The sequence below is a fragment of the Paragemmobacter amnigenus genome, assembly GCF_009908265.2.
Classification (GTDB): domain Bacteria; phylum Pseudomonadota; class Alphaproteobacteria; order Rhodobacterales; family Rhodobacteraceae; genus Paragemmobacter; species Paragemmobacter amnigenus.
Genome location: NZ_JAAATX020000011.1, coordinates 69,799 through 93,967 on the forward strand (window position 1 = coordinate 69,799; position 24,169 = coordinate 93,967).

Sequence of the window (24,169 nt, forward strand, 5' to 3'; positions counted from 1 at the left end):
TCGGGTGGGACTTCGCGCAGGGGTTGCGGCGGTTGCCTGCCTGCGGGGAGGGGCGGCGGGATCGACGCTTGACGCAGGGCGGGGGGCGTGCGGAACTGGTCGCGGACGCAGCCTGCGGGGCTGGGATCCGGGGCAGCGAAAGATCCGGAAAATCCGGACGACGGACAGGCGGAAAGAGGGGCAGATCATGGATTTCAGGCAAACTCGGGCGGGGATTGGTCTTGTGCTGGCGCTGGTTGCGGGGGCCGCAACTGCGGGAGAGGTGATGTCGCCCGATTATGGCGCGGTGACGCATCGTCCGGCGCCGTCGGGGGCGGGCACGCTGATCGAGGTGAAGAGCCTGCACGGCTGGTCCTGCAGCGGGGTCTATGCGCCGCCCGCGCGGGCGGGCGAGGCGGTGGATTTCCCGCTGGACTGTTCGGACGATGTGAAGGGCAAGGCGCTGATGAGCGTCGAGGATGGCCGCGCGGCAATCCTGTTCCAGCGCAAGGACGGCAGCAAGGGCAGCGCGGCCTTCCGCATGGAATAGGGCCGCATGGAATAGGGACGGCCCGACCGGAGCGCCGAAATGACGACGGCCACCCCGCGGGGTGGCCGTTTGCCGTTTCGACTGGAGCGGGCGATGAGATTCGAACTCACGACCCTAACCTTGGCAAGGTTATGCTCTACCCCTGAGCTACGCCCGCACTCCGTGGCGCGGGTGATAGTGCGGGGCGGGGCGGGGTGCAAGGGGAAATTTCGGCCCTGGGGAGGGGGGCGATTTTTCTGCGAAAAATCGGGCGTCGCGCGGGTGGAGGCGGGCGGGATGGTTGGTCCGGGGCGGGAAATTTCGCAGAAATTTCGTGCGGGCCGAAATGCGAACGGCCGCCCAAGGGCGGCCGTCTGGCAGGTCCGACTGGAGCGGGCGATGAGATTCGAACTCACGACCCTAACCTTGGCAAGGTTATGCTCTACCCCTGAGCTACGCCCGCGCCGGTTGGACTGGCGCTGATCTATAAAAGCCGCGCGGGGGGTTCAAGGGGGAAAGTGCGGGGCAGGGCGGATTTTTGGGGCAGGCAGGATGGGCAATCCTGCCCATCCTGCGGCGCCGGTCATTCCAGCTCGACCAGCAGGTCCTTTGCCTCGATCATGCTGCCCGCATGGACATGCAGCGCCTTGACCGTCGCCTCGCGGTCGGCATGCAGGCCGGTTTCCATCTTCATCGCCTCGATGGTGACCAGAAGGTCGCCCGCGCGGACCTTCTGGCCCACGGTCACCGCCACGGAGGCGATTGAGCCCGGCATCGGCGCGCCGACATGGGCGGGGTTGCCGTCCTGCGCCTTGGGCCGTGCGGCGGTCTTGGCCTTCACGGCGCGGTTCGGCACGCGGATCACGCGGGGCTGGCCGTTCAGTTCGAAGAAGACCTTGACGTCGCCGTCCTCGGTCGTCTCGCCCACGGCTTGCAGGCGGATTTCCAGCTGCTTGCCGGGGTCGATTTCCGGCGTGATCTCCTCGCCCGGTTCCATGCCGTAGAAGAAGGTCTTGGTGGGCAGGGTGCGGACGGGACCGTAGAGGCGGTGGCGGCCCATGTAATCAAGGAAAACCTTGGGATACATGAGGTAGCCGTTCAGATCCTCGTCATCCACGGCGCGGCCGCCGAGTTCTTCGGAGAGCTTCGCCCGCGTTTCTTCCAGATCGACGGGGGGCAGGGTCTGGCCGGGGCGTCCGGTCAGCGGCGCCTCGCCCTTGAGCACCTTTTTCAGGATGCCTGCGGGCCAGCCGCCATGGGGTTGGCCGAGATTGCCTTTCAGCATGTCGACGACCGAGTCGGGGAAGGCCACGTCATGGTCGGGGTCTTCGACCTGTGCCCGCGTCAGGCCCTGCGCTACCATCATCAGGGCCATGTCGCCCACCACCTTGGACGAGGGCGTGACCTTCACGATGTCGCCGAACATCTGGTTGGCGTCGGCATAGGCCTGCGCCACTTCGGGCCAGCGTTCCTCGAGCCCGAGCGAGCGCGCCTGCGCCTTGAGGTTGGTGAACTGGCCGCCGGGCATTTCGTGCAGGTAGACTTCGGACGCGGGGGCGGGGATGCCGGATTCGAAGGCCGCGTATTGGGTGCGGACATGTTCCCAGTAGTTCGAGATGTCGCGGATCGCCTTGATATCCAGACCCGTGTCGCGGTCGGTGTGGCGCAGCGCCTCGACGATGGAGCCGAGGCAGGGCTGCGAGGTGCCGCCCGAGAAAGCGTCCATCGCGGCGTCCACCGCATCGACGCCCGCGTCGCAGGCGGCAAGGATCGTCGCCGCCGCGGCGCCGCTGGTGTCATGGGTGTGGAAGTGGACGGGCAGGCCGATTTCCTGTTTCAGCGCCTTGACGAGGATGCGGGCCGAGGCGGGTTTCAGAAGCCCCGCCATGTCCTTCAGACCCAGCACATGGGCGCCTGCGGATTTCAGTTCCTTTGCGCGGTCGACGTAATATTTGAGGTCGTATTTGGACCGCGCGGGGTCCAGAAGGTCGCCCGTGTAGCAGATCGTGCCTTCGCAGACCTTGTTCGCCTCGATCACCGCGTCCATGGCGACGCGCATGTTCTCGACCCAGTTGAGGCTGTCGAACACGCGGAAGACATCGACGCCGGTTTCGGCGGCTTGCAGGACGAAGGCGCGCACGACGTTGTCGGGATAGTTGGTGTAGCCCACCCCGTTCGAGGCGCGCAGGAGCATCTGGGTCATCAGGTTGGGCATGGCCGCGCGCAGGTCGCGCAGGCGCTGCCACGGGCATTCCTGAAGGAAGCGGTAGGCCACGTCGAATGTGGCCCCGCCCCAGCATTCGACCGAGAAGAGTTGCGGAAGGTTGGCGGCATAGGCGGGGGCCACGCGGACCATGTCGATGGACCGCATCCGCGTCGCAAGCAGCGACTGGTGGCCGTCGCGCATGGTGGTGTCGGTGATGAGCACCTTCTTCTGCGCCTTCATCCAGTCGGCCACGGCCTGCGGGCCCTTCTGTTCCAGCAGGTTCCGCGTCCCCGTGGCGGGGGTTTCGGTCAAGAGCTTCGGGGGCTTGGGCATCTTCGCCTCGGCCGGGGGTTTGGGCCGGCCTGCGGTTTCGGGATGCCCGTTCACCGTGATGTCGGCGATGTAGGTCAGGATCTTCGTCGCGCGGTCGCGGCGTTTCTTGAAGGCGAAGAGGTCGGGCGTCGTGTCGATGAACTTGGTCGTGTAGGAATAGTCGAGGAAGGTCGGGTGCTTGAGCAGGTTGATGACGAATTCGATATTCGTCGCCACCCCGCGGATGCGGAATTCGCGCAGGGCGCGGTCCATGCGGGCGATGGCCTTTTCCGGCGTCTGGGCGTGGGCCGTGACCTTCACCAGCAGCGAGTCGTAATAGCGCGTGATGACGCCGCCCGCATAGGCTGTGCCGCCGTCCAGACGGATGCCGTTGCCAGTGGCCGAGCGGTAGGCGGTCAGGCGGCCGTAGTCGGGAATGAAGTTGTTGAGCGGGTCCTCGGTCGTCACGCGGCATTGCAGGGCGTGGCCGTTGAGTTTGACATCGGCCTGCGACGTGACGCCGGTCGCTTCGGGCAGGGACTTGCCTTCCTCGATCAGGATCTGGGCCTGCACGATGTCGATGCCGGTGACTTCCTCGGTCACGGTGTGTTCGACCTGCACGCGGGGGTTCACCTCGATGAAGTAGAACTTGCCCTCGTCCATATCCATCAGGAATTCGACGGTGCCAGCGCATTCGTAGTCGACATGGGCGCAGATCTTGCGCGCCATCTCGCAGACCTCGTCGCGCTGGGCCTGCGTCAGGTAGGGGGCGGGGGCGCGTTCGACGACCTTCTGGTTGCGGCGCTGGACGGTGCAGTCGCGTTCCCACAGGTGCCAGACATTGCCCTGCTTGTCGCCGAGGATCTGCACCTCCACATGGCGGGCGCGCTGGATCATCTTTTCCAGATAGCCTTCGCCATTGCCGAAGGCGGCTTCGGCCTCGCGCCGGCCTTCGCGGACCTTGGCCTCAAGCTCGTCCTCGCCCAGGATCGGGCGCATGCCGCGCCCGCCGCCGCCCCAGGATGCCTTGAGCATCAGGGGATAGCCGATTTCCTTGGCCTGCTTCTTGATGAGCGCCATGTCCTCGCCCAGCACCTCGGTCGCGGGGATGACGGGGACGCCCGCCTCGATCGCCACGCGGCGGGCGGAGGCCTTGTCGCCAAGGGCGCGCATGGTTTCGGCGCGGGGGCCGATGAAGGTGATGCCCGCCTGATCGCAGGCTTCGACGAAGTCGGGGTTTTCCGACAGCAGGCCATAGCCGGGGTGGATCGCGTCCGCGCCCGACATCTTGGCCACGCGGATGATTTCGGGGATCGACAGGTAGGCGCCGACAGGCGACATCCCCTCGCCGATGCGGTAGGCCTCGTCCGCCTTGAAGCGGTGGAGGGACAGCTTGTCTTCCTCGGCGAAGACGGCGACGGTCTTTTTGCCCATTTCGTTGGCGGCGCGCATGACGCGGATGGCGATCTCGCCGCGGTTGGCAACGAGGATCTTGCGGAACTCTGGCATCGGTCTCTCCGGTGTCGGCAGTCAGGCGGGCTTTTCACGAAGTTTGCGGCAGGCGCAAACAGGGGCGTACTCTAGGGGCGCTGCGGTGCGGCGCAAGTGTGGGAACCGGCGTTATCTGCAAATTTTGCGAAATATTCAGGCAGCCTTTTGCAGCTGCAAAGCCTGCTTTTGCAGCTGCGGCAGGACTTTGGGTGGGAAAAGGCGAACATTCGGTGAACTCTTTTCCTTTGCCGCCAGAGGCGCTAGGGTTCGGGGCATGAGCGATTTCGACCATCCCGACAGCTTCGACGCCCCCGCCATTCCGCTTTCGCAGCGGGCCATGATGGCGGGGCGGGGGGCGCCCTATCTGGACGATCTGAACCCCGCGCAGCGCGCGGCGGTGGAGGCGCTGGACGGCCCCGTCCTGATGCTGGCAGGGGCGGGGACGGGAAAGACCAAGGCGCTGACGGCGCGGATCGTGCATCTGTTGCGGACGGGGCGGGCAAGGCCGAACGAGATTCTGGCGGTGACCTTCACCAACAAGGCCGCGCGCGAGATGAAGCTGCGTGTCGGGCGGATGCTGGGCGAGGTGGCCGAGGGGATGGCGTGGATGGGCACCTTCCATTCGCTGTCGGTCAAGATCCTGCGGCGGCATGCGGAACTGGTGGGGTTGAAGTCGAACTTCACCATTCTGGATACGGATGACCAAGCAAGGCTGGTCAAGCAGTTGCTGGACGCCGAGCACATCGACCGTAAGCGCTGGAACGAGCGTTGGTTCTTGCATCACATCGACAGTTACAAGAACCGCGCTTGGTCTCCAGATGAGGTTCCGGCTTCCGAGGACCCTGAAGTCTGGTTGACGCCGAATATCGGAAATGTGCCGTCATTCATGGGCGGAACTGGTGCAAAGCGGAAAGTAACGCAGGTCTATCGCGCGTATCAAAGTCGGCTCTTGGCGCTCAACGCGGTCGATTTCGGCGACCTTCTTAACTACTGTGTTCATCTCTTCAAAACGTGCCCTGACGTTTTGGAGCAGTATCAGCGACGGTTCAAATACATCCTCGTCGACGAGTATCAGGACACCAACGTCTGCCAGTATCTGTGGCTGCGGCTTCTGGCGCAGGCGCATCGCAACATCTGCTGCGTGGGGGATGACGACCAGTCGATCTATGGCTGGCGCGGGGCCGAGGTGGGCAACATCCTGCGGTTCGAGAAGGATTTTCCCGGCGCCGTGGTGGTGCGGCTGGAGCAGAATTACCGATCCACGCCCCATATTCTGGCGGCGGCGTCAGGCGTGATCGCGGGGAATGCGGGGCGGTTGGGCAAGACGCTGTGGACCGAGGTGAAGGAGGGCCACAAGGTCCGGCTGATCGGCCATTGGGACGGCGAGGAAGAGGCGCGCTGGATCGGGGAAGAGATCGAGGCGGTGCAGCGCGGCACGCGGGGGATGGACCCTGTGGGGCTGGACGGGCAGGCGATTCTGGTGCGGGCATCCCACCAGATGCGGGCCTTCGAGGACCGGTTCCTGACGATCGGGCTGCCCTATCGGGTGATCGGGGGCCCGCGATTCTATGAGCGGCAGGAAATCCGCGATGCGATGGCCTATTTCCGGCTGGCGGTCAGTCCGGAGGACGATCTGGCCTTCGAGCGGGTGGTGAATGTCCCCAAGCGGGGACTGGGGGACAAGGCGCAGGCGGATATCCAGCGGACGGCGCGGCTGTCGGGCGTGTCCCTGCACGAGGGCGCGCGCGAGCTGGTGGCCAATGGCGGGATCGGCGGCAAGGGCGCGGGGCAGTTGCGGGCCTTTGTCGAAGGGATCGACCGCTGGCACGCGCTGACGCTGGATGCGGTGCGGGTGGCGGGGGATGACGACCTGCTGGAGCCCATTGGCGCGGTGGCGCCGGCGATGGATCACGTGCGGCTGGCCGAGATGATTCTGGAGGAATCCGGCTACACCGAGATGTGGCAGAACGACAAGACACCCGAGGCGCCGGGGCGGCTGGAGAACCTGAAGGAACTGGTCAAGGCACTGGAGCAGTTCGACAATCTGCAAGGCTTCCTCGAACACGTTGCCCTCATCATGGACAACGAGACCGAGGAGGCGGGCGAGAAGGTCAGCATCATGACGCTGCACGCCGCCAAGGGTCTGGAGTTTCCGGTGGTGTTCCTGCCGGGGTGGGAGGACGGGTTGTTCCCCAGCCAGCGCAGCATGGACGAGAGCGGGTTGAAGGGGTTGGAGGAGGAGCGGCGTCTGGCCTATGTCGGCATCACGCGGGCCGAGGAGCTGTGCACCATCTCCTTCGCGTCGAACCGGCGGGTTTACGGGCAATGGCAGAGCCAGTTGCCCAGCCGCTTCATCGACGAATTGCCGGCCGCGCATGTCGAGGTGCTGACGCCGCCGGGGCTTTATGGCGGCGGCTTCGGGGCGGCGGCCCCCTATGTCTCCAGCATGGATGACCGGATTTCGAAGGCGGATGTCTACAACTCGCCCGGCTGGAAGCGGATGCAGGACCGCGTGCAGACGCGGGGCGTGTCGCAGCCGCGCGAGGCGCGGGGGGTGGTGATCGACGCGACGGCGGTACCGGCCTTTACCGAAGGGGACCGCGTGTTCCACCGCAAGTTCGGCTATGGCATCGTGATCGGTCTGGAAGGCGACAAGCTGGAGATCGATTTTTCGAAGGCGGGGATCAAGAAGGTCGTGGCGGGGTTCGTCGTCGATGCGGATGACGCGGACGAGGTGCCGTTCTGAGCCGCGATTTCTGACACAGAAATCGCGGCGTTTTCTGCACGCAGAAAACGGGGCCAGACGTCGGGGGTCCGATTTCTGCGTCAGAAATCGGCGCGTTTCCTGCGTCAGGAAACGCCCTTCCGGGCCAGACGCTCCAGCGCCCAGATCGCCAGCCCTGCCAGCAGCCCCCAGAAGGCCGCGCCGATGCCTGCGAAGGCCACGCCTGCGCCGGTCACGGCAAGGGTGAGGGTGGCGGGGAAGCGTTGGTCGGGCGTGGCGAAGGCCCCCGTCAGCGCGCCCGTCAGCGGGCCCAGAAGCGCCAGCGCGACAAGGGCCGTCATCAGCGCGGGAGGCAGGGCGTTGAGGATGGCGATGACGACAGGGCCGGTCAGTCCCAGCACGACCCAGACCGCGGCATAGGCCAGCCCCACCTTCCAGCGTTGCGACCGGTCAGGGTGCACGTCGTCGCCCATGCAGATGGCGGCGGTGATGGCGGCCATGTTCACCGTATGCGCGCCCATGAGCGCGGTGGCCGCCGAGATCAGGCCGGTCACGGTCAGGGCGGGGGCGACAGGCGGTTCGAATCCTGCGGCGCGCATGGTGGCGAAGCCCGGCAGGTTCTGCGAGGCCATGGTGACGAGGTAGAGCGGCAGGCCAAGGCCGATCAGCGCGGCCCAGTCGAAGGCGGGTGCCACCAGAACGGGGACGGGCGGCACCGGCGGCAGGGCGGGCAGCAGCGCCGCGCCCGTGGAGAAGGCGGTGGCAAGGCCCGCGGCAAGCGCGGCCAGCACGGCCAGCGCGGGGTTGGAGAGCCGGACGAGGGCGAAGAGTGCCACCATGGGCGCGACCAGAAGCGGGGCAGCGGCCAGCGCGCCGGCGCCTTTGAGCACGAAGGGCAGCAGCACGCCCGCCAGCATGGCAGCGGCGATGCCGTCGGGGATGCGCGCCACGAGGCCCCCGAGCGGGCGGATCAGTCCGGTGGCGGCGATGAGAAGCCCTGCGAGGATGAAGGCGGCCACGCCCTCGGCCATGCCATAGCCGGAGGAGGCGGCGATCAGCGCGGCGCCCGGGGTGGACCATGCCAGCACCACCGGAACGCGGTGCCATGTGGAGAGCAGTGCCGAGCCTGCCGCCTTGGCGAAGCAGACACCCATCACCCAGCTTGCCGTCTGGTCCGGTGTCGCCCCCAGTGCGGCGGCGGCGGCGAGGACCAGCGCGATGGTGGAGCCGTAGCCCACGAGGGCCGCGACGAGGGCGGCGGAAAAGAGGGAGGGGCGCATCGGTCCTGTCGGGTCTGCTTCGCTGTTGCGGCGGACTATCGGCGGCGGGGATGCGGGATGCAAGCGGCGCAGGACGGATGCGGCGACCCCGAGAGGGAGGAGGGGGTCGCCGCCTGGTCCGTCCGGCCCGAGGGAGGAGGAGAGGGCCGGTCGCACATCGTGGGGGGGGGGGCTGCCCCCGGAAAGGATGCGGCGGTTCCCGGGAGGAGGTGGGAACCGCCGCCGGTCCGATGACCCTCAGGGAGGAGGAGGAGGGTCTGTCGCACGGGCGTGGGGCAGGTGGCCCCGAATGGAATGGCGGCGATCCCAGGGAGGAGGAGGGGACCGCCGCAGGTCCGGCAGGCCCGAGGGAGGAGGAGAGGGCCCGTCGTACACCGGTGGGACCGTCGGTCCCGGAATTTTGTGCGGCGGTCCCAGGGAGGAGGAGGGGACCGCCGCGTTTCCGTGTCCCCAGGGAGGAGGAGGGGGACTTCGGATCGGTTTGGACGTCAGCGCCGGGGCGCGACATCCGAGTCAAAGTGCGGCGACGCCAGGGAGGAGGAGAAGCGCCGCCGCTTTTGCCAAGAACCCCGGGAGGAGGTGGGGTTCAGCAAGAAACCTTATTTGCCATAGGCGGCTTCGTGGGCCACCGAGCGGATGTCGTTGCGCGAGATGCCCAGATCGGACAGTTCGCGGTCCGAAAGCACGAGAAGCTCGCGGACGGTCTGGTTGTACACGGCGCGGCGGGCGAGGTGCGCTTTGAACTGGGCGACATAGCCCGAGAAGCGGTCAGCCAGCGAGAAGGACGCGGCGCGGGAAGAGTTTACATAAGCCATTTCGATCAGCCTCAGTTTGCTACACGGTGTCGGACAGCGTTCTGTTGCGCCGTTAACGGAAACATGGGGCAATTGCTGCAGGTGCACAATAGCCCGCCTCCGCAATGCTGCCTTGCAGCAAATGCATGGCTGGATGTCACAAAAACGTCATTAATTTCATTGGTTTCGCCCGAAAATTGAGCAAATGGTCAACGCGGCCTTGCCGAGCGCCGCAAAGATGGCGAGGTTTGCCGAAACCTTGTGCGGGAGAAGAACGGATGTCGGTTTCGCGGGAGTTAATCATGCGGGCTCTGGCCGGTGTCGGCCTGCCGGGCGGCGGCGATCTGGTGTCGCGCGATTTGATTCGCGCCTTGACGGTCGAGGGCGGCGCGGTGCGCTTTGTGATCGAGGCGGAAAGCCCCGAGGCGGCGCGGGCGCTGGGCCCCGTGCAGGCGGCGGCGGAGGCGGCGGTGCGGGCCGTGCCGGGGGTTGCATCGGTGCAGTTGGTGATGACGGCGCATGGTCCGGCGGCCAAGCCTGCGGCGCCTTCGCTGAAGATCGGGCAGCATCCGACGCCGCAGCAGGGCGGGCCGCAGAAGGTGTCGGGCGTGGACCGGATCATCGCGGTGGCGTCGGGCAAGGGGGGCGTGGGCAAGTCGACCGTGTCGTCGAACCTTGCCGTGGCGCTGGCGCGGCAAGGGCGGAAGGTGGGGCTGCTGGATGCCGATATCTACGGGCCGAGCCAGCCGCGGATGATGGGGGTCAGCAAGCGACCCGCCAGCCCTGACGGGAAAATCATCGAGCCTTTGCAGGCACATGGCGTGACGATGATGTCGATCGGGCTCATGCTGAAAGAGGACGAGGCGGTGATCTGGCGGGGGCCGATGATCATGGGGGCCTTGCAGCAATTGCTGGGGCAGGTGGCCTGGGGGAAGCTGGACATCCTGATCATCGACCTGCCACCGGGGACGGGGGATATCCAGCTGTCGCTGGCGCAGCGGACGCAGCTGACGGGGGCGCTGGTGGTGTCCACCCCGCAGGACGTGGCGCTGCTGGATGCGCGCAAGGCGTTGGACATGTTCAGCAAACTGAAGGTGCCGGTGCTGGGCCTGATCGAGAACATGTCGACCTTCTGCTGCCCCAATTGCGGGCACGAGACGCAGATTTTCGGCCATGGCGGGGTGAAGGCCGAGGCGGCCAAGCTGGGCCTGCCGTTCCTGGGCGAGTTGCCGCTGGCGCTTTCCGTGCGTCAGGCGGGGGATGCGGGCACGCCGATTGCCGCGACCGACGCGCCCGAGGCCGAGGCCTATGCGCGGCTGGCGCGGGGGCTGATCGCGGGGGGGATGGCGTAAGGTTTCGCTGGCGGGGCAAGGGGTTGGCGGAAACGGGTTGTACCGGCGGCTGTGCAGACGGTTGTGCAGACAGGTGTACATACAAATTCCGGCAGTCGGCGGGGGCGGATCATGGTTAAGGGTGCGCTGGCGCACAGTGGGGCCGGATTGCGGCCCTGACAGGCTGGACGGGCGGGGGCGGGCTTCCCACATCGGGAGAAGGGGCGCAGACCGCGCCCGCCTTTGCGAAAGGACGCCCGCATGAGCATCGACCTGCCGCCGATCCCCGACATCGCCGCCATCATCGCGCCGCAGGAGATCGAGAAGAAGAAGCGCGGCGGCAGCGGGCGGGCGACCGCCATCGCCATCGGGACGGTGCTGATCCTGTCGGACGGGTCGGAATGCGTGGTCGTGGATCATGACGGCGCGGGCAACCCGATCTGCCAGCCCGTGGAGAACTGACGCCCGCCGCGGGATCGCGATTGCGCGATGCTGCGGGATGGCGCGGGACGCGAATCACCGGCACGGGAAATGACGGGAAATCCGGGGACGCCCCCCGGATTTTCGCGTTTCAGGGGGCTGTGATCCCGTGTCTTTCGGCGTTTTTGACCCGTTCTGACGGATGGATGAAAAAAAATTGGGATGGGGTGGGAAAGGGCGCCACTCATCAGTGGTCACTATATGTTGTGAGTTCGTGAACCATACTCGCAACTAATCGGCGGCAGGACTGCCTTTTGCCCACAAGATGCTGTTCCGGCAGAGGGTTCGGGACAAGATGTGCCCGTTTTTGACCGAAGATTTCCATTGCTTCCCATGAAATCCCGTGGCATCCCTAACTCACGACGGATGAAGCGGAACGTTGAAAAGCAGGGGCGGCTTCAAGACCCCGAACAGGCGAAAGCAGGCTTCATACAGGCACCCGCCTTCATCCGAACATGAGAGATCCGGCGCGCGAGCGAGCAGACATCTCCCCCAGGTGGCGCGCGTAGCTGGACGCCCAGCGATGGGACAGGCGGCGGATCGAGCAGTGGCAGCAGCTCGATCCGCCGTTTCCGTTTCAGGGTCCGGATGATCCGGACAGGGGCCTGACGGAGCAACGACGGGCTGCACGAGGAGGCCGGAAGGCCCATGTCGGAGGCGTTCAGAGGCGAGTTCACCCAGAAGGTGGACGGTAAGGCCCGGGTTTCGATCCCGGCGGCCTTTCGCCGTGTGCTGGAGGCCGGAGACCCTGATGCCACCCGCAAGCGCATCGTGATCGTCTATGGCGACGAGCGCCGGAAATTTGCGGAATGCTACACCGTCGCGGGCGCGCAGCGTCTGGAGGCGATGATCCGCAAGCTGCCGCTGGGGTCGATGCAGCGGCGCCTGCTGGAGCGTAACATGGTCACCCTGTCGGTCACGCTGGAGATCGACGATGACGGGCGGATCGTGCTGCCGCCCAAGGTGCGGGAAAAGACGGGGCTGTCGTCCGAGGCGGGCGAGGCGGTCTTTGCCGGCGCGCTGGACACGTTCCAGCTGTGGAAATCCGAGACTTACGAGGCCGAGATCCGCCGCGCGGCGGAAGAGGAGCTGGCGGCGCTGCCTGCGGACATGGACATCCTGTCGCTTCTGGGCGGCGACGTGCCGGAGGTCTGAGCCTTGGCCGTCAGCGATCAGAATACCGGTCGCACCCCCCATATCCCGGTCCTGCTGCGCCCGTTGCTGGCGGCGGTGGCGCCTGTGACGGGCGCGTGGCTGGACGGCACCTTTGGCGCGGGCGGCTATGCGCGCGGGCTGTTGGAGGCAGGGGCGGCGCGGGTGACGGGGGTGGACCGCGATCCGCTGGCCTTGCAGATGGCTGCCGCCTGGGCGGGGGAGTATGGCGACCGGCTCCGGCTGGTGGCGGGGAATTTCTCGGAGCTGGATGTCCATGCGGGCGGGATGCTGGACGGGGTCGTGCTGGACCTTGGCGTGTCGTCCATGCAGCTTGATCTGGCGGAGCGGGGGTTTTCCTTCCAGAAGGACGGCCCCTTGGACATGCGGATGAGCCAGTCGGGCGAGAGTGCGGCCGATCTGGTGAATACGGCGGCCGAGGGCGTTCTGGCGGATATCCTTTACCATTACGGCGAGGAGCGGGCCTCGCGCCGGATCGCGCGGGCGATCGTGGAGGCGCGGGCGGTGGAGCCGATCACCACGACGCTGCGGCTGGCCGAGATCGTGGCGAAATGCCTGCCGCGCCCCAAGCCCGGGCAGAGCCATCCGGCGACGCGGTCCTTCCAGGCGATCCGGATTGCCGTGAATACCGAATTCCACGAACTGGCCGAGGGATTGCAGGCCGCCGAGCGCGCGCTGAAACCCGGCGGGCGGCTGGCGGTGGTGACGTTCCACAGTTTGGAGGACCGGATCGTCAAACGCTTTTTCCAGATCGCGAGCGGGGCAGAGGCCAATGCCAACCGCTATGCCCCCGCCAAGGCGGGCAGCACCGCGCGCTGGGAGATGGTCACGCGCAAGGCCGTGGGGCCGGATGACGTGGAGCTTGCCGAAAATCCCCGCGCGCGCAGTGCCAAGCTGCGGGTCGCGCGCCGCACCGATGCCCCGCCGCAGGCCATCGCGCCCGAGGCGCTGGGCCTGCCGGTGATCCAGCCGAAGAAAGGACGCCGCTGATGCGCCCCGTGTTTTTCGTGTTGTCCTTCCTTGCCGTAATGGGTCTGGCCTTCTGGGCCTATCGCGAGAATTACGCCACGCAGGCCGCGCTGCGCGACATGGGGCGGTTGCAGGACGAGATCGCGGCGCTGCGCGAGGCGCTGGCGCTGCAGCGGGCGGAGTGGGCATATCTGAACCGGCCCGACCGTCTGCGCGAGCTGGCCACGCTGAATTTCGACCGGCTGGGGCTGTTGCCGCTGGAGCCCACGCAGTTCGGGGCGGCGGCGCAGGTGGCCTATCCGGCGCCCGTGATCCTGCCGGGCGAGGACGGGTTTCCCGCCATCACCGATCCGGTCGAGGTGACCGGACAGACGACCAACACCGCACCGGATGGGCAGTTTCCATGATCCGCACACCGCTCCGCCCGCTTGCCCGCATCCTGTCGGCCCGCCAGAAGGGCGAGAACCCCGACACCATCGAACGCGAGAACCTGCGCCTGCGGCATGAGGCGATGCGGGACAAGAGCCGCGCGCGGGCCGAGGTGCGGCTTTTGTTCCTGAGCCTTGGTTTCCTTGCGGCCTTCACCACGATCGGCGCGCGGATGGGGCTTTTGGCCGCGACCGAGCCGATGGAGCCGCGATCGGCGGCGGCGGGGGCGCAGATTCTGGCGACGCGGGCGGATATCACCGACCGCAACGGGCGGATTCTGGCGACCAACATGCAGACCTATGCGCTTTATGCCCAGCCGCGGGACATGGTCGATCCGGCGCGCGTGTCGCGGGAACTGGCGAAGATCTTTCCCGAGATCGACCCCGTGGCGATGGAGCGGCGGCTGACGGACGGGCGGTCTTTCCTGTGGATCCGGCGGGTGATGAGCCCCGAGCAGATGCAGCGCGTGCACGAGATCGGCGATCCCGGCCTGCTGTTCGGGCCGCGCGAGATGCGGCTTTATCCCAATGGCCAACTGGCCGCGCATGTGCTGGGTGGCGCCAGTTTCGGGGCCGAGGGCGTGTCGAGCGCCGAGGTGATCGGGACGGCGGGGATCGAGAAGGCGCTGGATGCGCGGCTGCGCGATCCGGCGCAGGCGGGCACGCCGCTGGAACTGTCGCTGGACCTGACGCTGCAGGCGGCGGTGGAGGAGATTCTGGGCACCGGCATGACGATGCTGAATGCCAAGGGGGCGGCGGCGATCCTGATGGATGTGAAGACGGGGGAGATCCTGTCGCTGGCGTCGCTGCCTGCCTTTGATCCGAATGACCGGCCCAATCCGCTGGTCAAGGGGGAACCCGGCGACAGCCCGCTGTTCAACCGCGCGGTGCAGGGGGTGTACGAACTGGGCTCCACGTTCAAGATTTTCACCGTGGCCAATGCGCTGAACCTTGGTCTGGTGGAACCCGATACGATGGTGGATGCCAATGCGCCGCGGCGCTGGGGGCGGTTCACGATCAAGGAGTTCCAGAACAAGAATTACGGCCCGCTGCTGTCGGTCGAGAATGTGATCGTGAAGTCGTCCAACGTCGGGACGGCCAACCTTGCGCTGATGATCGGGGCGGAGCGGCAGCAGGCGTTTCTGCAGTCGCTGGGGTTCTTTGACCCCACGCCGGTGGAGCTGGTCGAGGCGCCGGGGGCCAAGCCCATCGTGCCGAAGAAATGGCCGGACATCACGACCATCACCACAAGCTATGGCCACGGGATTTCGGCCAGTCCGATGCATCTGGCGGCGGCCTATGCCACCATCGCCAATGGCGGGGTGAAGGTGACGCCGACGCTGCTGCATGGCGGCGTGCCGCAGAACGGGCCGCGCGTGATGGACGAGGAAACGGCGCGCGACGCGATGCGGATGCTGCGCGGCGTGGTGGCGCACGGGACGGCGACGCTGGGCGATGTCGAGGGCTATCAGGTGGCGGGCAAGACCGGCACGGCGGAAAAGCCCAACAAGGCGGGCGGCTATGACACCGACAAGGTGGTCAATACCTTTGCCAGCATGTTCCCTGCCGACAATCCGCGTTACGTTCTGGTCGTCACGCTGGACGAGCCGGTGGAGACCACGGGCAGCGAGCCGCGCCGGACGGCGGGCTGGACGGCGGTGCCGGTGGCGGGCGAGATCATCCGCCGCGCCGCGCCCCTGCTGGGGCTGCGCCCTGTGGTTGAACCGCCCCCCGTGGATGAGCTAACAGCCGTGTCCAACTGACAGCGATAAGGGTGCGGCATGGCGGGCGGGAAGCGACTTTCGGAACTGGGGCTTGCCGCAAGGGGCGGGCGTGATCCGGTTCTGACGGGCGTGACGCTGGACAGCCGCGCGGTGCGGGACGGGTTCCTGTTTGCGGCCCTGCCGGGGGCGCGGCTGCACGGGGGCGAATTCATCGGGCCCGCGCTGCGGATGGGGGCGGCTGCGGTGCTGACCGATGCCGAGGGTGCGCGGATCGCGGCGGAGGCGCTGGCGTCCAGCGAGGCGGCGCTGGTGGTGGCCGAGGATGTGCGCGCGGCGCTGGCGGGGGCGGCGGCGCTGTGGTCCGGGGCGCAGCCCGGGGTGATGGTTGCGGTGACGGGGACGAACGGCAAGACATCCGTGGCGACCTTCACGCGGCAGATCTGGATGGCGCTGGGCCATGAGGCGATCAATATCGGCACGACGGGGGTCGAGGGGGCGTGGGTTGCGCCGTCGGCCCATACGACGCCGGACAGCGTGACCCTGCATGACATGCTGGCGCAGGCGGCGGCGGCGGGGGTGACGCATGCGGCGATGGAGGCATCGTCGCACGGGCTGGACCAGCGGCGGATGGACGGGGTGCGGCTGGCAGCGGCGGGGTTCACCAACCTGACGCAGGACCATCTGGATTATCACGGCACGATGGAGGCCTATGAGGCGGCCAAGGCGCAGCTTTTCGCGCGCGTGCTGCCGCCCGAGGGGGTGGCGGTCGTGAACATGAACGATTCCACGGGCGCGCGGATGGTGGCGGTGGCGCGGGCGCGGGGGCAGCGGGTGCTGACCGTGGGCCATGGCGCGGGCTGCGACCTGCGGCTGCTGGGGCAGCGGGCCGAGGCCACGGGGCAGGAGGTTCGCTTTGCCTGGCAGGGGCAGCCCTGGCAGGTGAAGCTGGAGCTGATCGGGGGTTTTCAGGCCGAGAATGTGGCGCTGGCCGCCGGATTGGTGATCGCGGCGGGCGAGGAGCCTGCGGCGGTGTTCCGCGTGCTGGGGCAGTTGACGGGCGTGCGGGGGCGGATGCAGCTCGCTGCGACGCGGGCGAACGGGGCGGCGGTGTTCGTCGATTACGCCCATACGCCGGATGCGATTGCGACGGCGCTGCGCGCGCTGAGGCCGCATGTCATGGGGCGGATCGTCATCGTCTTTGGCGCGGGGGGCGACCGGGACCGGACCAAGCGGCCGCTGATGGGTGCGGCGGCGCGGGAGCATGCGGATGTTCTGTTTGTGACAGACGACAACCCGCGGAGCGAGGATCCGGCGGCCATCCGTGCAGAAATACTGCAAGCCTGCCCCGAGGCGAACGAGGTGGGCGATCGCGCCGAGGCCATCCTGCGGGGGGTCGATGCGCTGGGCCCCGGGGATGCGCTGTTGATCGCGGGCAAGGGGCACGAGACGGGGCAGGTGATCGCGGGCGACATCTATCCCTTTGACGATGTGGAACAGGCGAGCATTGCGGTCGCCGCCTTGGACGGGGTGATCTGATGGTGTTGTGGCGGTCGGACGAGGCGGCGGCGGCGACGGGCGGGCGGGTGACGAAGCCGTGGACCGCGACGGGGGTGTCGATCGACACGCGCACGCTGCGGGCGGGGGAGTTGTTCGTGGCGCTGAAGGATGTGCGCGACGGGCATGATTTCGTGGCGGCCGCGCTGGAGAAGGGGGCGGCGGCGGCGATGGTCAGCCGTATCCCCGAGGGCGTGGCGGCGGATGCGCCCTTGCTGGTGGTGCCCGATGTGCTGCGCGCGCTGGAGGGGTTGGGCCGTGCGGCGCGGGCGCGGACGCGGGCGAAGGTGGTGGGGATCACCGGATCGGTGGGCAAGACATCGACCAAGGAGATGCTGCGCGCCGTCCTTGGCGGGCAGGGGCGGGTGCATGCCGCCGAAGCCAGCTACAACAACCATTGGGGCGTGCCGCTGACGCTGGCGCGGATGCCGCAAGAGACGGAATTTGCGGTGATCGAGATCGGGATGAACCATCCCGGCGAGATCGCGCCCTTGGCGCGGATGGCCGATCTGGATGTGGCGATGATCACGACGGTCGCGCCCGCGCATCTGGAGGCGTTCGAGAGCGTCGAGGGGATCGCGCATGAGAAGGCGTCGATCCTGGAAGGTCTGCGTCCGGGCGGGGTGGCGGTCCTGAACGCGGATATCGCGACGACGCCGATCCTGCGGGCCAAGGCGGATGCGGTGGGGGCGCGGGCGGTGATGTTCGGCACGTCCGAAGGGGCGGACTGGCGCATCGTGGCGGTCGATATCGCGGACGAGACGACGGTGGTGCGTGCCACGCGGCGGGGCGAGCCGATCCTTTTCAAGGTGCTGTCGCCGGGGCGGCATTTCGCGGCCAATGCGACCGGCGCGCTGGCCGTGGCCGAGGCGATGGGATGCGATCCGGCCATCGCGGCCTGCGACATCGGCCAGTGGTCGCCGCCCACGGGGCGCGGCACGCGCGAGCGGATCGTGATGGATACGCTGGAGGAGGTGGGATTCGACCTGATCGACGATGCCTTCAACGCCAATCCGGCCAGCATGGCGGCGGCGCTGGATGTGCTGATCGGGGCGGTGCCGGAAAACGGGGTGGGCAGGCTGGCGGCGGGGCGGCGGATCGCGGTTCTGGGCGACATGCTGGAGCTTGGCCCGACCGAGGCCGAGTTGCACGCGGCCATCGCGCGGCATCCGGGGCTGGAGAAGGTGGCGGTGATCCATTGTGTGGGTCCGCGCATGCGCGCGCTGTGGCAGGCGCTGCCGCGCGGGCAGCGGGGCGAATGGGTCGAGACGGCGGCGGCGCTGGCGGAACGGCCACGGTCGCTGGTCGATGCGGGGGATATCGTGCTGGTCAAGGGGTCGAAAGGGTCCAAGGTCAGTTTGGTCGTTGACGGCTTGCGGAAACTGGGTCAGGCGGTGGCGCCAAAGAACAAAGGGGCAGAGTGAATGTTCTACTGGCTGACGGCCTTCTCGGACGGGGGCGATATCTTCAACCTGTTCCGCTACCAGACGGTGCGGGCGGGGGGCGCGTTCCTGACGGCGCTGATCTTCGGGTTCGTCTTCGGGCGGCCGCTGATCGACCTGCTGCGCCGCAAGCAGAAGAAGGGCCAGCCCATCCGCGATGACGGCCCGCAGAGCCATTTCGCCAAGGCGGGGACGCCGACGATGGGGGGACTTCTGATCCTGTCGGCGCTGATGGTGTCGACGCTTCTGTGGGCGCGGTGGGATAACCCCTATGTCTGGATCGTGCTGCTGGTGACGCTGGCCTTTGGCCTGATCGGCTTTGCCGACGACTATGCCAAGGTGACGAAGCAGAACACCAAGGGCGTGTCGGGGCGGGTGCGGTTCACCGCCGGTCTGGTGATCGCGGCGCTGGCATCCTTTGCGGCGGCGGCCTTCCATCCGGCGGAGCTGACCTATCAGCTGGCCTTTCCCTTCTTCAAGGATGCGCTGTTGAACCTGTGGTGGTTCTTCATCCCCTTCGGGATGGTGGTGATCGTGGGCGCGGCCAATGCGGTGAACCTGACCGACGGGCTGGACGGGCTGGCCATCATGCCGGTGATGATCGCGGCGGGGACATTCGGGGTGATCGCCTATGTCGTCGGCAATTCGAACTGGACCGAATATCTGGGCGTGCATTTCGTGCCCGGGACGGGGGAGCTTTTGATCTTTTGCGCGGCGCTGTTCGGCGGGGGGATGGGGTTTTTGTGGTACAACGCCCCGCCTGCGGCGGTGTTCATGGGGGATACGGGGTCGCTGGCCCTGGGCGGTGCGCTGGGGGCGATTGCCGTCTGCACCAAGCACGAGATCGTGCTGGCCATCGTGGGCGGGCTGTTCGTGGTCGAGGCGCTGTCGGTCATCATCCAGGTCGTCTATTACAAGCGGACGGGCAAGCGCGTCTTTCTCATGGCGCCGATCCACCACCATTTCGAGAAGAAGGGCTGGGCCGAGCCGCAGATCGTCATCCGGTTCTGGATCATCTCTCTCATCCTTGCGCTGGTGGGTCTGGCGACGCTGAAGGTGCGGTGAGGGCGGATTTTCCGGCGAGAATCCGGCGATTGGATACGGGGCCGGTCCTGCGGGGCCGGCCTTTTGCCATCTGGCGGGCGGGGCGATCGGCGGTTGGCCACCGAAGCCTGCCGGTTGTGCGCGCGACCTGTGTCGGGGGCATTGCGCTTGGCCCGTGCGCGGCCTAGGACAGCCGCCCCAGTGTCATGAGGTACGACGTGTCAGACCAGCTTGCCCCGCACGAGAGATCGGTTTTCGCCACCCTGTCCGCCGTTCTGGCCGAGGAGGGCGCGGTGGAGCGTGATTCCCTGCGCGTGCTGGTCGCGTCGCGCGGGGGCGATCTGGGGCGGGAGTATATCCGGCTGCGCGATCTGGGATTCGTGCAGGAGGTCGAGACGCGGCCCGGGTTCTTTGCGCGGCTGTTCGGGGTGAAGGCGAAGCGGCTGGTCAGCCTGACGCCGCGCGGGCGGGAACTGGCGGGGTTGGCGGTGGCGGTGCCGGAGGCGGCTGTGGCTGCGCCCGAGCCAGAGGTGGCTGCGCCTGTGGCGGAGCCGGTGGCCGAGGTCGTGGCGGAGCCGGTGGCCGAGGCTGCGGTCGAGGGTCCGGTCGTGGAGCCTGTTGCCGAACCTGTGGTCGCGCCTGCGGTGCGGGCGGCGGCGGCGAAGCGGCAGAAGAAGCCGCGCGTGACGGTGGCGGATTTCACGGAATCGGTGGGCGGCGCGCCGGTCGATGAGGCGGTCGCCCTGCCCGAGGGCGAGCGGCTGGACGGGCTGGCCGAGACGCTGGGGCTTATGGGGTTCGAGCTGATGCCGGCGGGGCGGTTGCTGGCGGCGCATCGCTGGGCGGCGGGCTTTGCCGATGCGGATGTGGTGCTGGAGACGCTTGTGGTGGCGGTGGCCCATGCGGCGCGGCTGGACCGGACGGGGACGGCGCGGCTGGATCAGGCGGCGATGGCGGGCGTGGTCGATGCGGTGGGCGCGGCGCTGGGTCCGCTGGTGGCCGAGGGCGCGCTGGGGGCGGCGCAACTGGACGAGAGCCTTGGCGCGATGCGGGCCTTCCTGCGCGGGGATGCGGCGGCGGACGGGGCTGTGGCGGCGCTGCTGGACGATCCGCTGCGCGGGCTGGCCCCGCCCGCGATCTGCCCCGAGGGGGTGTGGATCCCTGCGGATGATGGCGGGGAGTGAGCTTTCCTAGCGCCGGAAGGGCGCGGGCAGGCCGAAGGCCGCGGCGGCGCTGCCGGTGCGTAGGGCTTCGGTCCAGCGATCCTCGAGCAACAGTTTGGCGCGAGCGGGGGCGAGGCCGGTTTCCCATGTTGAGGGCGGCAGGCAGACGAGGCCGTCGTCATCGCCGAGGATGAGGTCGCCCGCATGGATGGTGGTGCCCGCGAAGGTGACGGGGCCGTTGACCGCGCCTTCGGCCGCGCCGGTGGGGCCGCGCGGGGTGATGTGGCAGGAGAAGACGGCGAAATCGTCCCATCGGCCAAGCGTAGCGGTGTCGCGCACCGCGCCGTCCACGATCACGCCTGCCACGCCCTTGGCCCGCAGGTGGCCCGACAGGATGTCGCCGATCATGGCGTGGTCGCGGTGGCCTCCTGCGGCGATGACGAGCACCTCGCCCGCCGAGATCAGGTCGAGCGCGTGCAGCACCGCGCCGAAATCGGGGGCGGCGCAGTCCACCGTGACCGCGCGGCCCGTCAGGCGGGGTTGCTGGCCCGCTGGGCGCAGGGGGCGGATGGCGGGGTCGATCTGGCGCGCGTCCGGCACGGTGTCGACGGCTATGGCGACGGGGATGTCGGCCCATGCCGACAGGTCGGGGGCGGGCGGCAGGGCGGAGCGGTGGAGCGTGACGGGCATCTGGTCCTACATCTGGGCTTTGAGCGTGGCGCCGAGGGCGGCGATGCCCTGACGGATGCGGTCTTCGGATTGCGACGAGAAGTTGATCCGCGCGTGGTTCGGGCGGGGGGTGGTGGCAAAGAACGTACCACCCGGGACATAGGCGGCGCGGGCCTTGGGCAGGGCGTGGTCGCGCATGAAGGCGGTGGCGTCGAAGCCTTCGGGAAAGCGCGCCCATGTGAAGAGTCCGCCTTGGGGGTCGGTCGCCGTCACCTCTTGCGGGAAGTGCTGGCGGATGGCGTCGAGCATCACCTCTTTCTTGCGGCGATAGGCGGCGCGCAGGGTGGCAACATGGGCCCAGAGGTCGTGCCGGTCGAGGAAGAGCGAGGTCGCCGCCATGTTGAGGGTGGAGGTCTGGGTATCGGCGGCGACCTTCAGGAGCGAGAGCCGTTCGAGGAGCGGCGGCGAGGCCAGCGCCCAGCCGAGGCGGAGGGCGGGGACGAGGATCTTCGAGAAGCTGCCGAGATGGATGACGCGGCCTTCCGTATCCAGCGATTTCAGCGTGGGCAGCGGGTCGCCGTCAAAGCGGATGTGGCGGTAGGGCGTGTCCTCGACCACGATCAGGTCGTGGCGGTTGGCAAGGTCGATCAGGCGGTGGCGGCGGGGCAGCGACAGGGTGACGCCGGTGGGGTTCTGGAAATCCGGCACGGTGTAGATCATGCGGGCCGAGGGGGTGGTGGCGAGGGTGGCCGCGAGCGCGTCCATGTCCATGCCATCGGCATCGATGGGGATGGCGGCATAGCGCGGCTGGGACGGGGCAAAGGCGATGAGCGCGCCGAGGAAGGTGGGGTCTTCGACCACGATCGTCTCGCCCGGGTTCACCAGCATCTTGGCGGCGAAGTCGAGGCCCTGCTGCGAGCCTTGCAGGATCAGGATGTCGTCGGCCGTGCAGGGCGTGCCGTCGGCGGTCATCAGGGCGGCGATCTGGGCACGCAGGCGGGGCAGGCCGTCCGAGGGGGCATATTGCAGCGCGTCGCCCGAGGGGTCGGCGATGGCGTCGCGGAAGACGCCGTCGAGCAGGCCGCGCGGGAAGAGCGTTGCATCGGGATAGCCGCCGCCGAAGGAGATGATGGAGGGGTCCGCGCCAAGCGCGAGCAGGTCGCGGATGGCCGAGGGGCGGACCTGATCCATGCGGGTGGCAAAGCGGGGGGCGAGGCGGGGGCTGGCGGGCGCTGTCATGGGGGCAGGGTGCCTTGGGTGCGGGCGGGGTGCAAGGGGGCGGCGTGGCGCGGGTGGAACGGGCGGACGGGGGGCTGTCTGCCCCCCGCACCCCCCGAGGGTATTTGGACCGTGGCGAAGGGGCGAGAGCGGGCTTTTCCTTTGCGGGGCGTTCCCCTATCCCTTGGGCGCGGCAGGATGTGGAGGCGCGGATGATCCCGGTTCAGGGCTATCAGGGGCGGAAGGTGGCGGTGCTGGGGCTGGGTCGGTCGGGGCTGGCCACGGCGCGGGCGCTGGTCGCGGGGGGGGCGGAGACGCTCTTGTGGGATGACAGTCCGGAAAGCCGCGCCAAGGCCGAGGCCGAGGGGTTCGTGATGACGGACCTGACGCGGAACGGCGCGCTGGAGGGGGTGGCGGTGCTGGTCGTATCGCCCGGCATCCCGCATCTCTATCCCGCGCCGCACAAGGTGATTGCCCGCGCGCTGGAGGCGGGGGTGCCGGTGGACAATGACATCGGGCTGTTCTTCCGCAGTTATGCGACGAAGGATTGGGACGGGTTCGACACGGTGCCGCGGGTGGTGGCGATCACGGGGTCGAACGGGAAATCGACGACGACGGCGCTGGTGCGCCATATCCTTGACGAGGCGGGGCGGCCCGTGCAGATGGCGGGGAATATCGGGCGCGGGGTGCTGGATATCGAGCCTGCGCAGGATGGCGAGGTGGTGGTGCTGGAGCTGTCGTCCTACCAGACGGAGCTGGCGCGGGCGCTGACGCCGGATGTGGCTGTTTTCACGAACCTTTCGCCGGATCATCTGGACCGTCACAACGGGATGGGCGGCTACTTCGCGGCCAAGCGGCGGCTGTTTGCCGAGGGCGGGCCGGACCGCGCGGTGGTGGGGGTGGACGAGCTGGAGGGGCGGTTCATGGCCGACCAGCTGGCCGAGGGGCCTGAGGATGACCGGGTGATCCGGGTGTCTTCGGGCAGCAAGCTGGAGGGGTTCGGCTGGGCGGTCTTTGCGCGCAAGGGGTTTCTGTCGGAATGGCGCAAGGGGCGGCAGGTGGCGAGCATCGATCTGCGCGGGATCAAGGGGCTGCCCGGCGCGCATAACCACCAGAACGCCTGTGCGGCCTATGCCGCCTGCCGGTCGCTGGGCGTGGGGCCGAAGGAGATCGAGCGGGCGCTGCAATCCTTTGCCGGCCTGCCGCATCGCAGCCAGTTGGTGGGGGAACGGGGCGGGGTGCGGTTCGTCAACGATTCCAAGGCCACCAATGTGGACAGCGCGGCCAAGGCCTTGCAGGCCTTCGACCGCATCCGCTGGATCGCGGGGGGGATGGGCAAGGAGGGGGGGATTGCCGCGCTGGCGCCTGTGCTGGGGTCGGTGGTGAAGGCCTATCTGATCGGCCATTCGGCGCGGGATTTCGCCCTGCAGATCGGGGATCTGCCGCACGAGATCTGCGAGACGATGGAACGGGCGGTGGCGCGGGCGGCCGAGGAGGCGGAGGCGGGCGAGGTGGTGCTGCTGGCCCCTGCGGCGGCGAGTTTCGACCAGTATCCGAATTTCGAGAAGCGTGGCGAGGATTTCACCGCGCGGGTCAGGGCGATCATCGGGGGCTGACGGGCGGGCTGACGGGCGAAGGCTGCGGGCAGGTCGCAAATG

Annotated in this window: 18 protein-coding genes and 2 tRNA genes; 13 read left to right on the plus strand and 7 right to left on the minus strand. The window is 68.0% G+C overall.

The genetic code is table 11. The features are described from left to right. Positions 1–187: 187 nt before the first annotated feature. The gene (locus tag GU927_RS15600; protein ID WP_161763395.1) at positions 188–529 is read left to right on the plus strand and encodes a hypothetical protein; all 342 of its coding nucleotides are present in this window, start codon (positions 188–190) and stop codon (positions 527–529) included. Between the two features lie 82 nt (positions 530–611). Here the strand turns inward: GU927_RS15600 and GU927_RS15605 are convergent. The 3 genes from GU927_RS15605 to GU927_RS15615 form a co-directional block, all read right to left on the minus strand. Then, positions 612–686, minus strand: a tRNA-Gly gene (locus tag GU927_RS15605). Between the two features lie 210 nt (positions 687–896). Next, positions 897–971 (minus strand) — tRNA-Gly (locus GU927_RS15610). A gap of 120 nt (positions 972–1,091) precedes the next feature. Then, a complete protein-coding gene (locus GU927_RS15615) occupies positions 1,092–4,535 on the minus strand; it encodes a pyruvate carboxylase (protein ID WP_161763396.1) in 3,444 nt (1,147 codons plus the stop codon). A 256-nt stretch (positions 4,536–4,791) separates the two neighbouring features. Here GU927_RS15615 and GU927_RS15620 point away from each other — a divergent pair, with 256 nt between their 5' ends. Further along, a complete protein-coding gene (locus GU927_RS15620; RefSeq protein ID WP_161763397.1) occupies positions 4,792–7,263 on the plus strand; it encodes an ATP-dependent helicase in 2,472 nt (823 codons plus the stop codon). Between the two features lie 104 nt (positions 7,264–7,367). Here the strand turns inward: GU927_RS15620 and GU927_RS15625 are convergent, their stop codons facing one another. Beyond that, a complete protein-coding gene (locus GU927_RS15625) occupies positions 7,368–8,522 on the minus strand; it encodes a benzoate/H(+) symporter BenE family transporter (protein WP_161763398.1) in 1,155 nt (384 codons plus the stop codon). Positions 8,523–9,121: 599 nt separating this feature from the next. Then, positions 9,122–9,337, minus strand: a complete 216-nt coding sequence (locus tag GU927_RS15630) for a DUF1127 domain-containing protein (protein ID WP_161763399.1) — start codon at positions 9,335–9,337, stop codon at positions 9,122–9,124. Between the two features lie 257 nt (positions 9,338–9,594). On the opposite strand from GU927_RS15630, the gene GU927_RS15635 reads away from it, so the two are divergent. From GU927_RS15635 to GU927_RS15680, 10 genes are all read left to right on the plus strand, one after another. After that, complete coding sequence (locus GU927_RS15635) at positions 9,595–10,668, plus strand: Mrp/NBP35 family ATP-binding protein (protein WP_161763400.1); 1,074 nt, start codon at positions 9,595–9,597, stop codon at positions 10,666–10,668. Between the two features lie 240 nt (positions 10,669–10,908). After that, complete coding sequence (locus GU927_RS15640) at positions 10,909–11,109, plus strand: hypothetical protein (RefSeq protein WP_161763401.1); 201 nt, start codon at positions 10,909–10,911, stop codon at positions 11,107–11,109. 666 nt (positions 11,110–11,775) lie between these two features. Continuing rightward, on the plus strand, positions 11,776–12,282 hold the full coding sequence (gene mraZ / locus GU927_RS15645; protein ID WP_161763402.1) for a division/cell wall cluster transcriptional repressor MraZ: 507 nt from the start codon (positions 11,776–11,778) through the stop codon (positions 12,280–12,282). Between the two features lie 3 nt (positions 12,283–12,285). Continuing rightward, on the plus strand, positions 12,286–13,290 hold the full coding sequence (rsmH, locus tag GU927_RS15650; RefSeq protein WP_161763403.1) for a 16S rRNA (cytosine(1402)-N(4))-methyltransferase RsmH: 1,005 nt from the start codon (positions 12,286–12,288) through the stop codon (positions 13,288–13,290). After that, positions 13,290–13,676, plus strand: coding sequence for a cell division protein FtsL (gene ftsL / locus GU927_RS15655; protein WP_161763404.1), 387 nt, complete (start codon positions 13,290–13,292; stop codon positions 13,674–13,676). Before rsmH ends, ftsL begins: the two co-directional genes overlap by 1 nt. Beyond that, entirely contained in the window at positions 13,673–15,460 is a 1,788-nt protein-coding gene (locus GU927_RS15660) for a peptidoglycan D,D-transpeptidase FtsI family protein (RefSeq protein ID WP_161763405.1), read from the plus strand. The genes ftsL and GU927_RS15660 overlap by 4 nt, the downstream gene beginning before the upstream one ends. Before the next feature lie 18 nt (positions 15,461–15,478). Further along, complete coding sequence (locus GU927_RS15665) at positions 15,479–16,957, plus strand: UDP-N-acetylmuramoyl-L-alanyl-D-glutamate--2,6-diaminopimelate ligase (protein ID WP_161763406.1); 1,479 nt, start codon at positions 15,479–15,481, stop codon at positions 16,955–16,957. Next, positions 16,957–18,399: a UDP-N-acetylmuramoyl-tripeptide--D-alanyl-D-alanine ligase gene (locus GU927_RS15670; protein WP_394357682.1), complete on the plus strand. Its 1,443-nt coding sequence runs from the start codon at positions 16,957–16,959 to the stop codon at positions 18,397–18,399. The genes GU927_RS15665 and GU927_RS15670 overlap by 1 nt, the downstream gene beginning before the upstream one ends. Further along, positions 18,400–19,482, plus strand: a complete 1,083-nt coding sequence (mraY, locus tag GU927_RS15675; protein WP_161763407.1) for a phospho-N-acetylmuramoyl-pentapeptide-transferase — start codon at positions 18,400–18,402, stop codon at positions 19,480–19,482. It abuts the gene before it with no gap. 185 nt (positions 19,483–19,667) lie between these two features. After that, positions 19,668–20,645, plus strand: a complete 978-nt coding sequence (locus GU927_RS15680) for a hypothetical protein (RefSeq protein ID WP_217765702.1) — start codon at positions 19,668–19,670, stop codon at positions 20,643–20,645. A 6-nt stretch (positions 20,646–20,651) separates the two neighbouring features. Here GU927_RS15680 and GU927_RS15685 read toward each other — a convergent pair whose 3' ends face one another. Further along, complete coding sequence (locus tag GU927_RS15685) at positions 20,652–21,314, minus strand: RraA family protein (RefSeq protein WP_161763409.1); 663 nt, start codon at positions 21,312–21,314, stop codon at positions 20,652–20,654. A gap of 6 nt (positions 21,315–21,320) precedes the next feature. Further along, positions 21,321–22,532, minus strand: coding sequence for an aminotransferase-like domain-containing protein (locus GU927_RS15690; protein WP_217765703.1), 1,212 nt, complete (start codon positions 22,530–22,532; stop codon positions 21,321–21,323). A 191-nt stretch (positions 22,533–22,723) separates the two neighbouring features. Here GU927_RS15690 and murD point away from each other — a divergent pair, with 191 nt between their 5' ends. Then, complete coding sequence (gene murD, locus GU927_RS15695; protein WP_161763410.1) at positions 22,724–24,127, plus strand: UDP-N-acetylmuramoyl-L-alanine--D-glutamate ligase; 1,404 nt, start codon at positions 22,724–22,726, stop codon at positions 24,125–24,127. Positions 24,128–24,169: the final 42 nt, after the last annotated feature.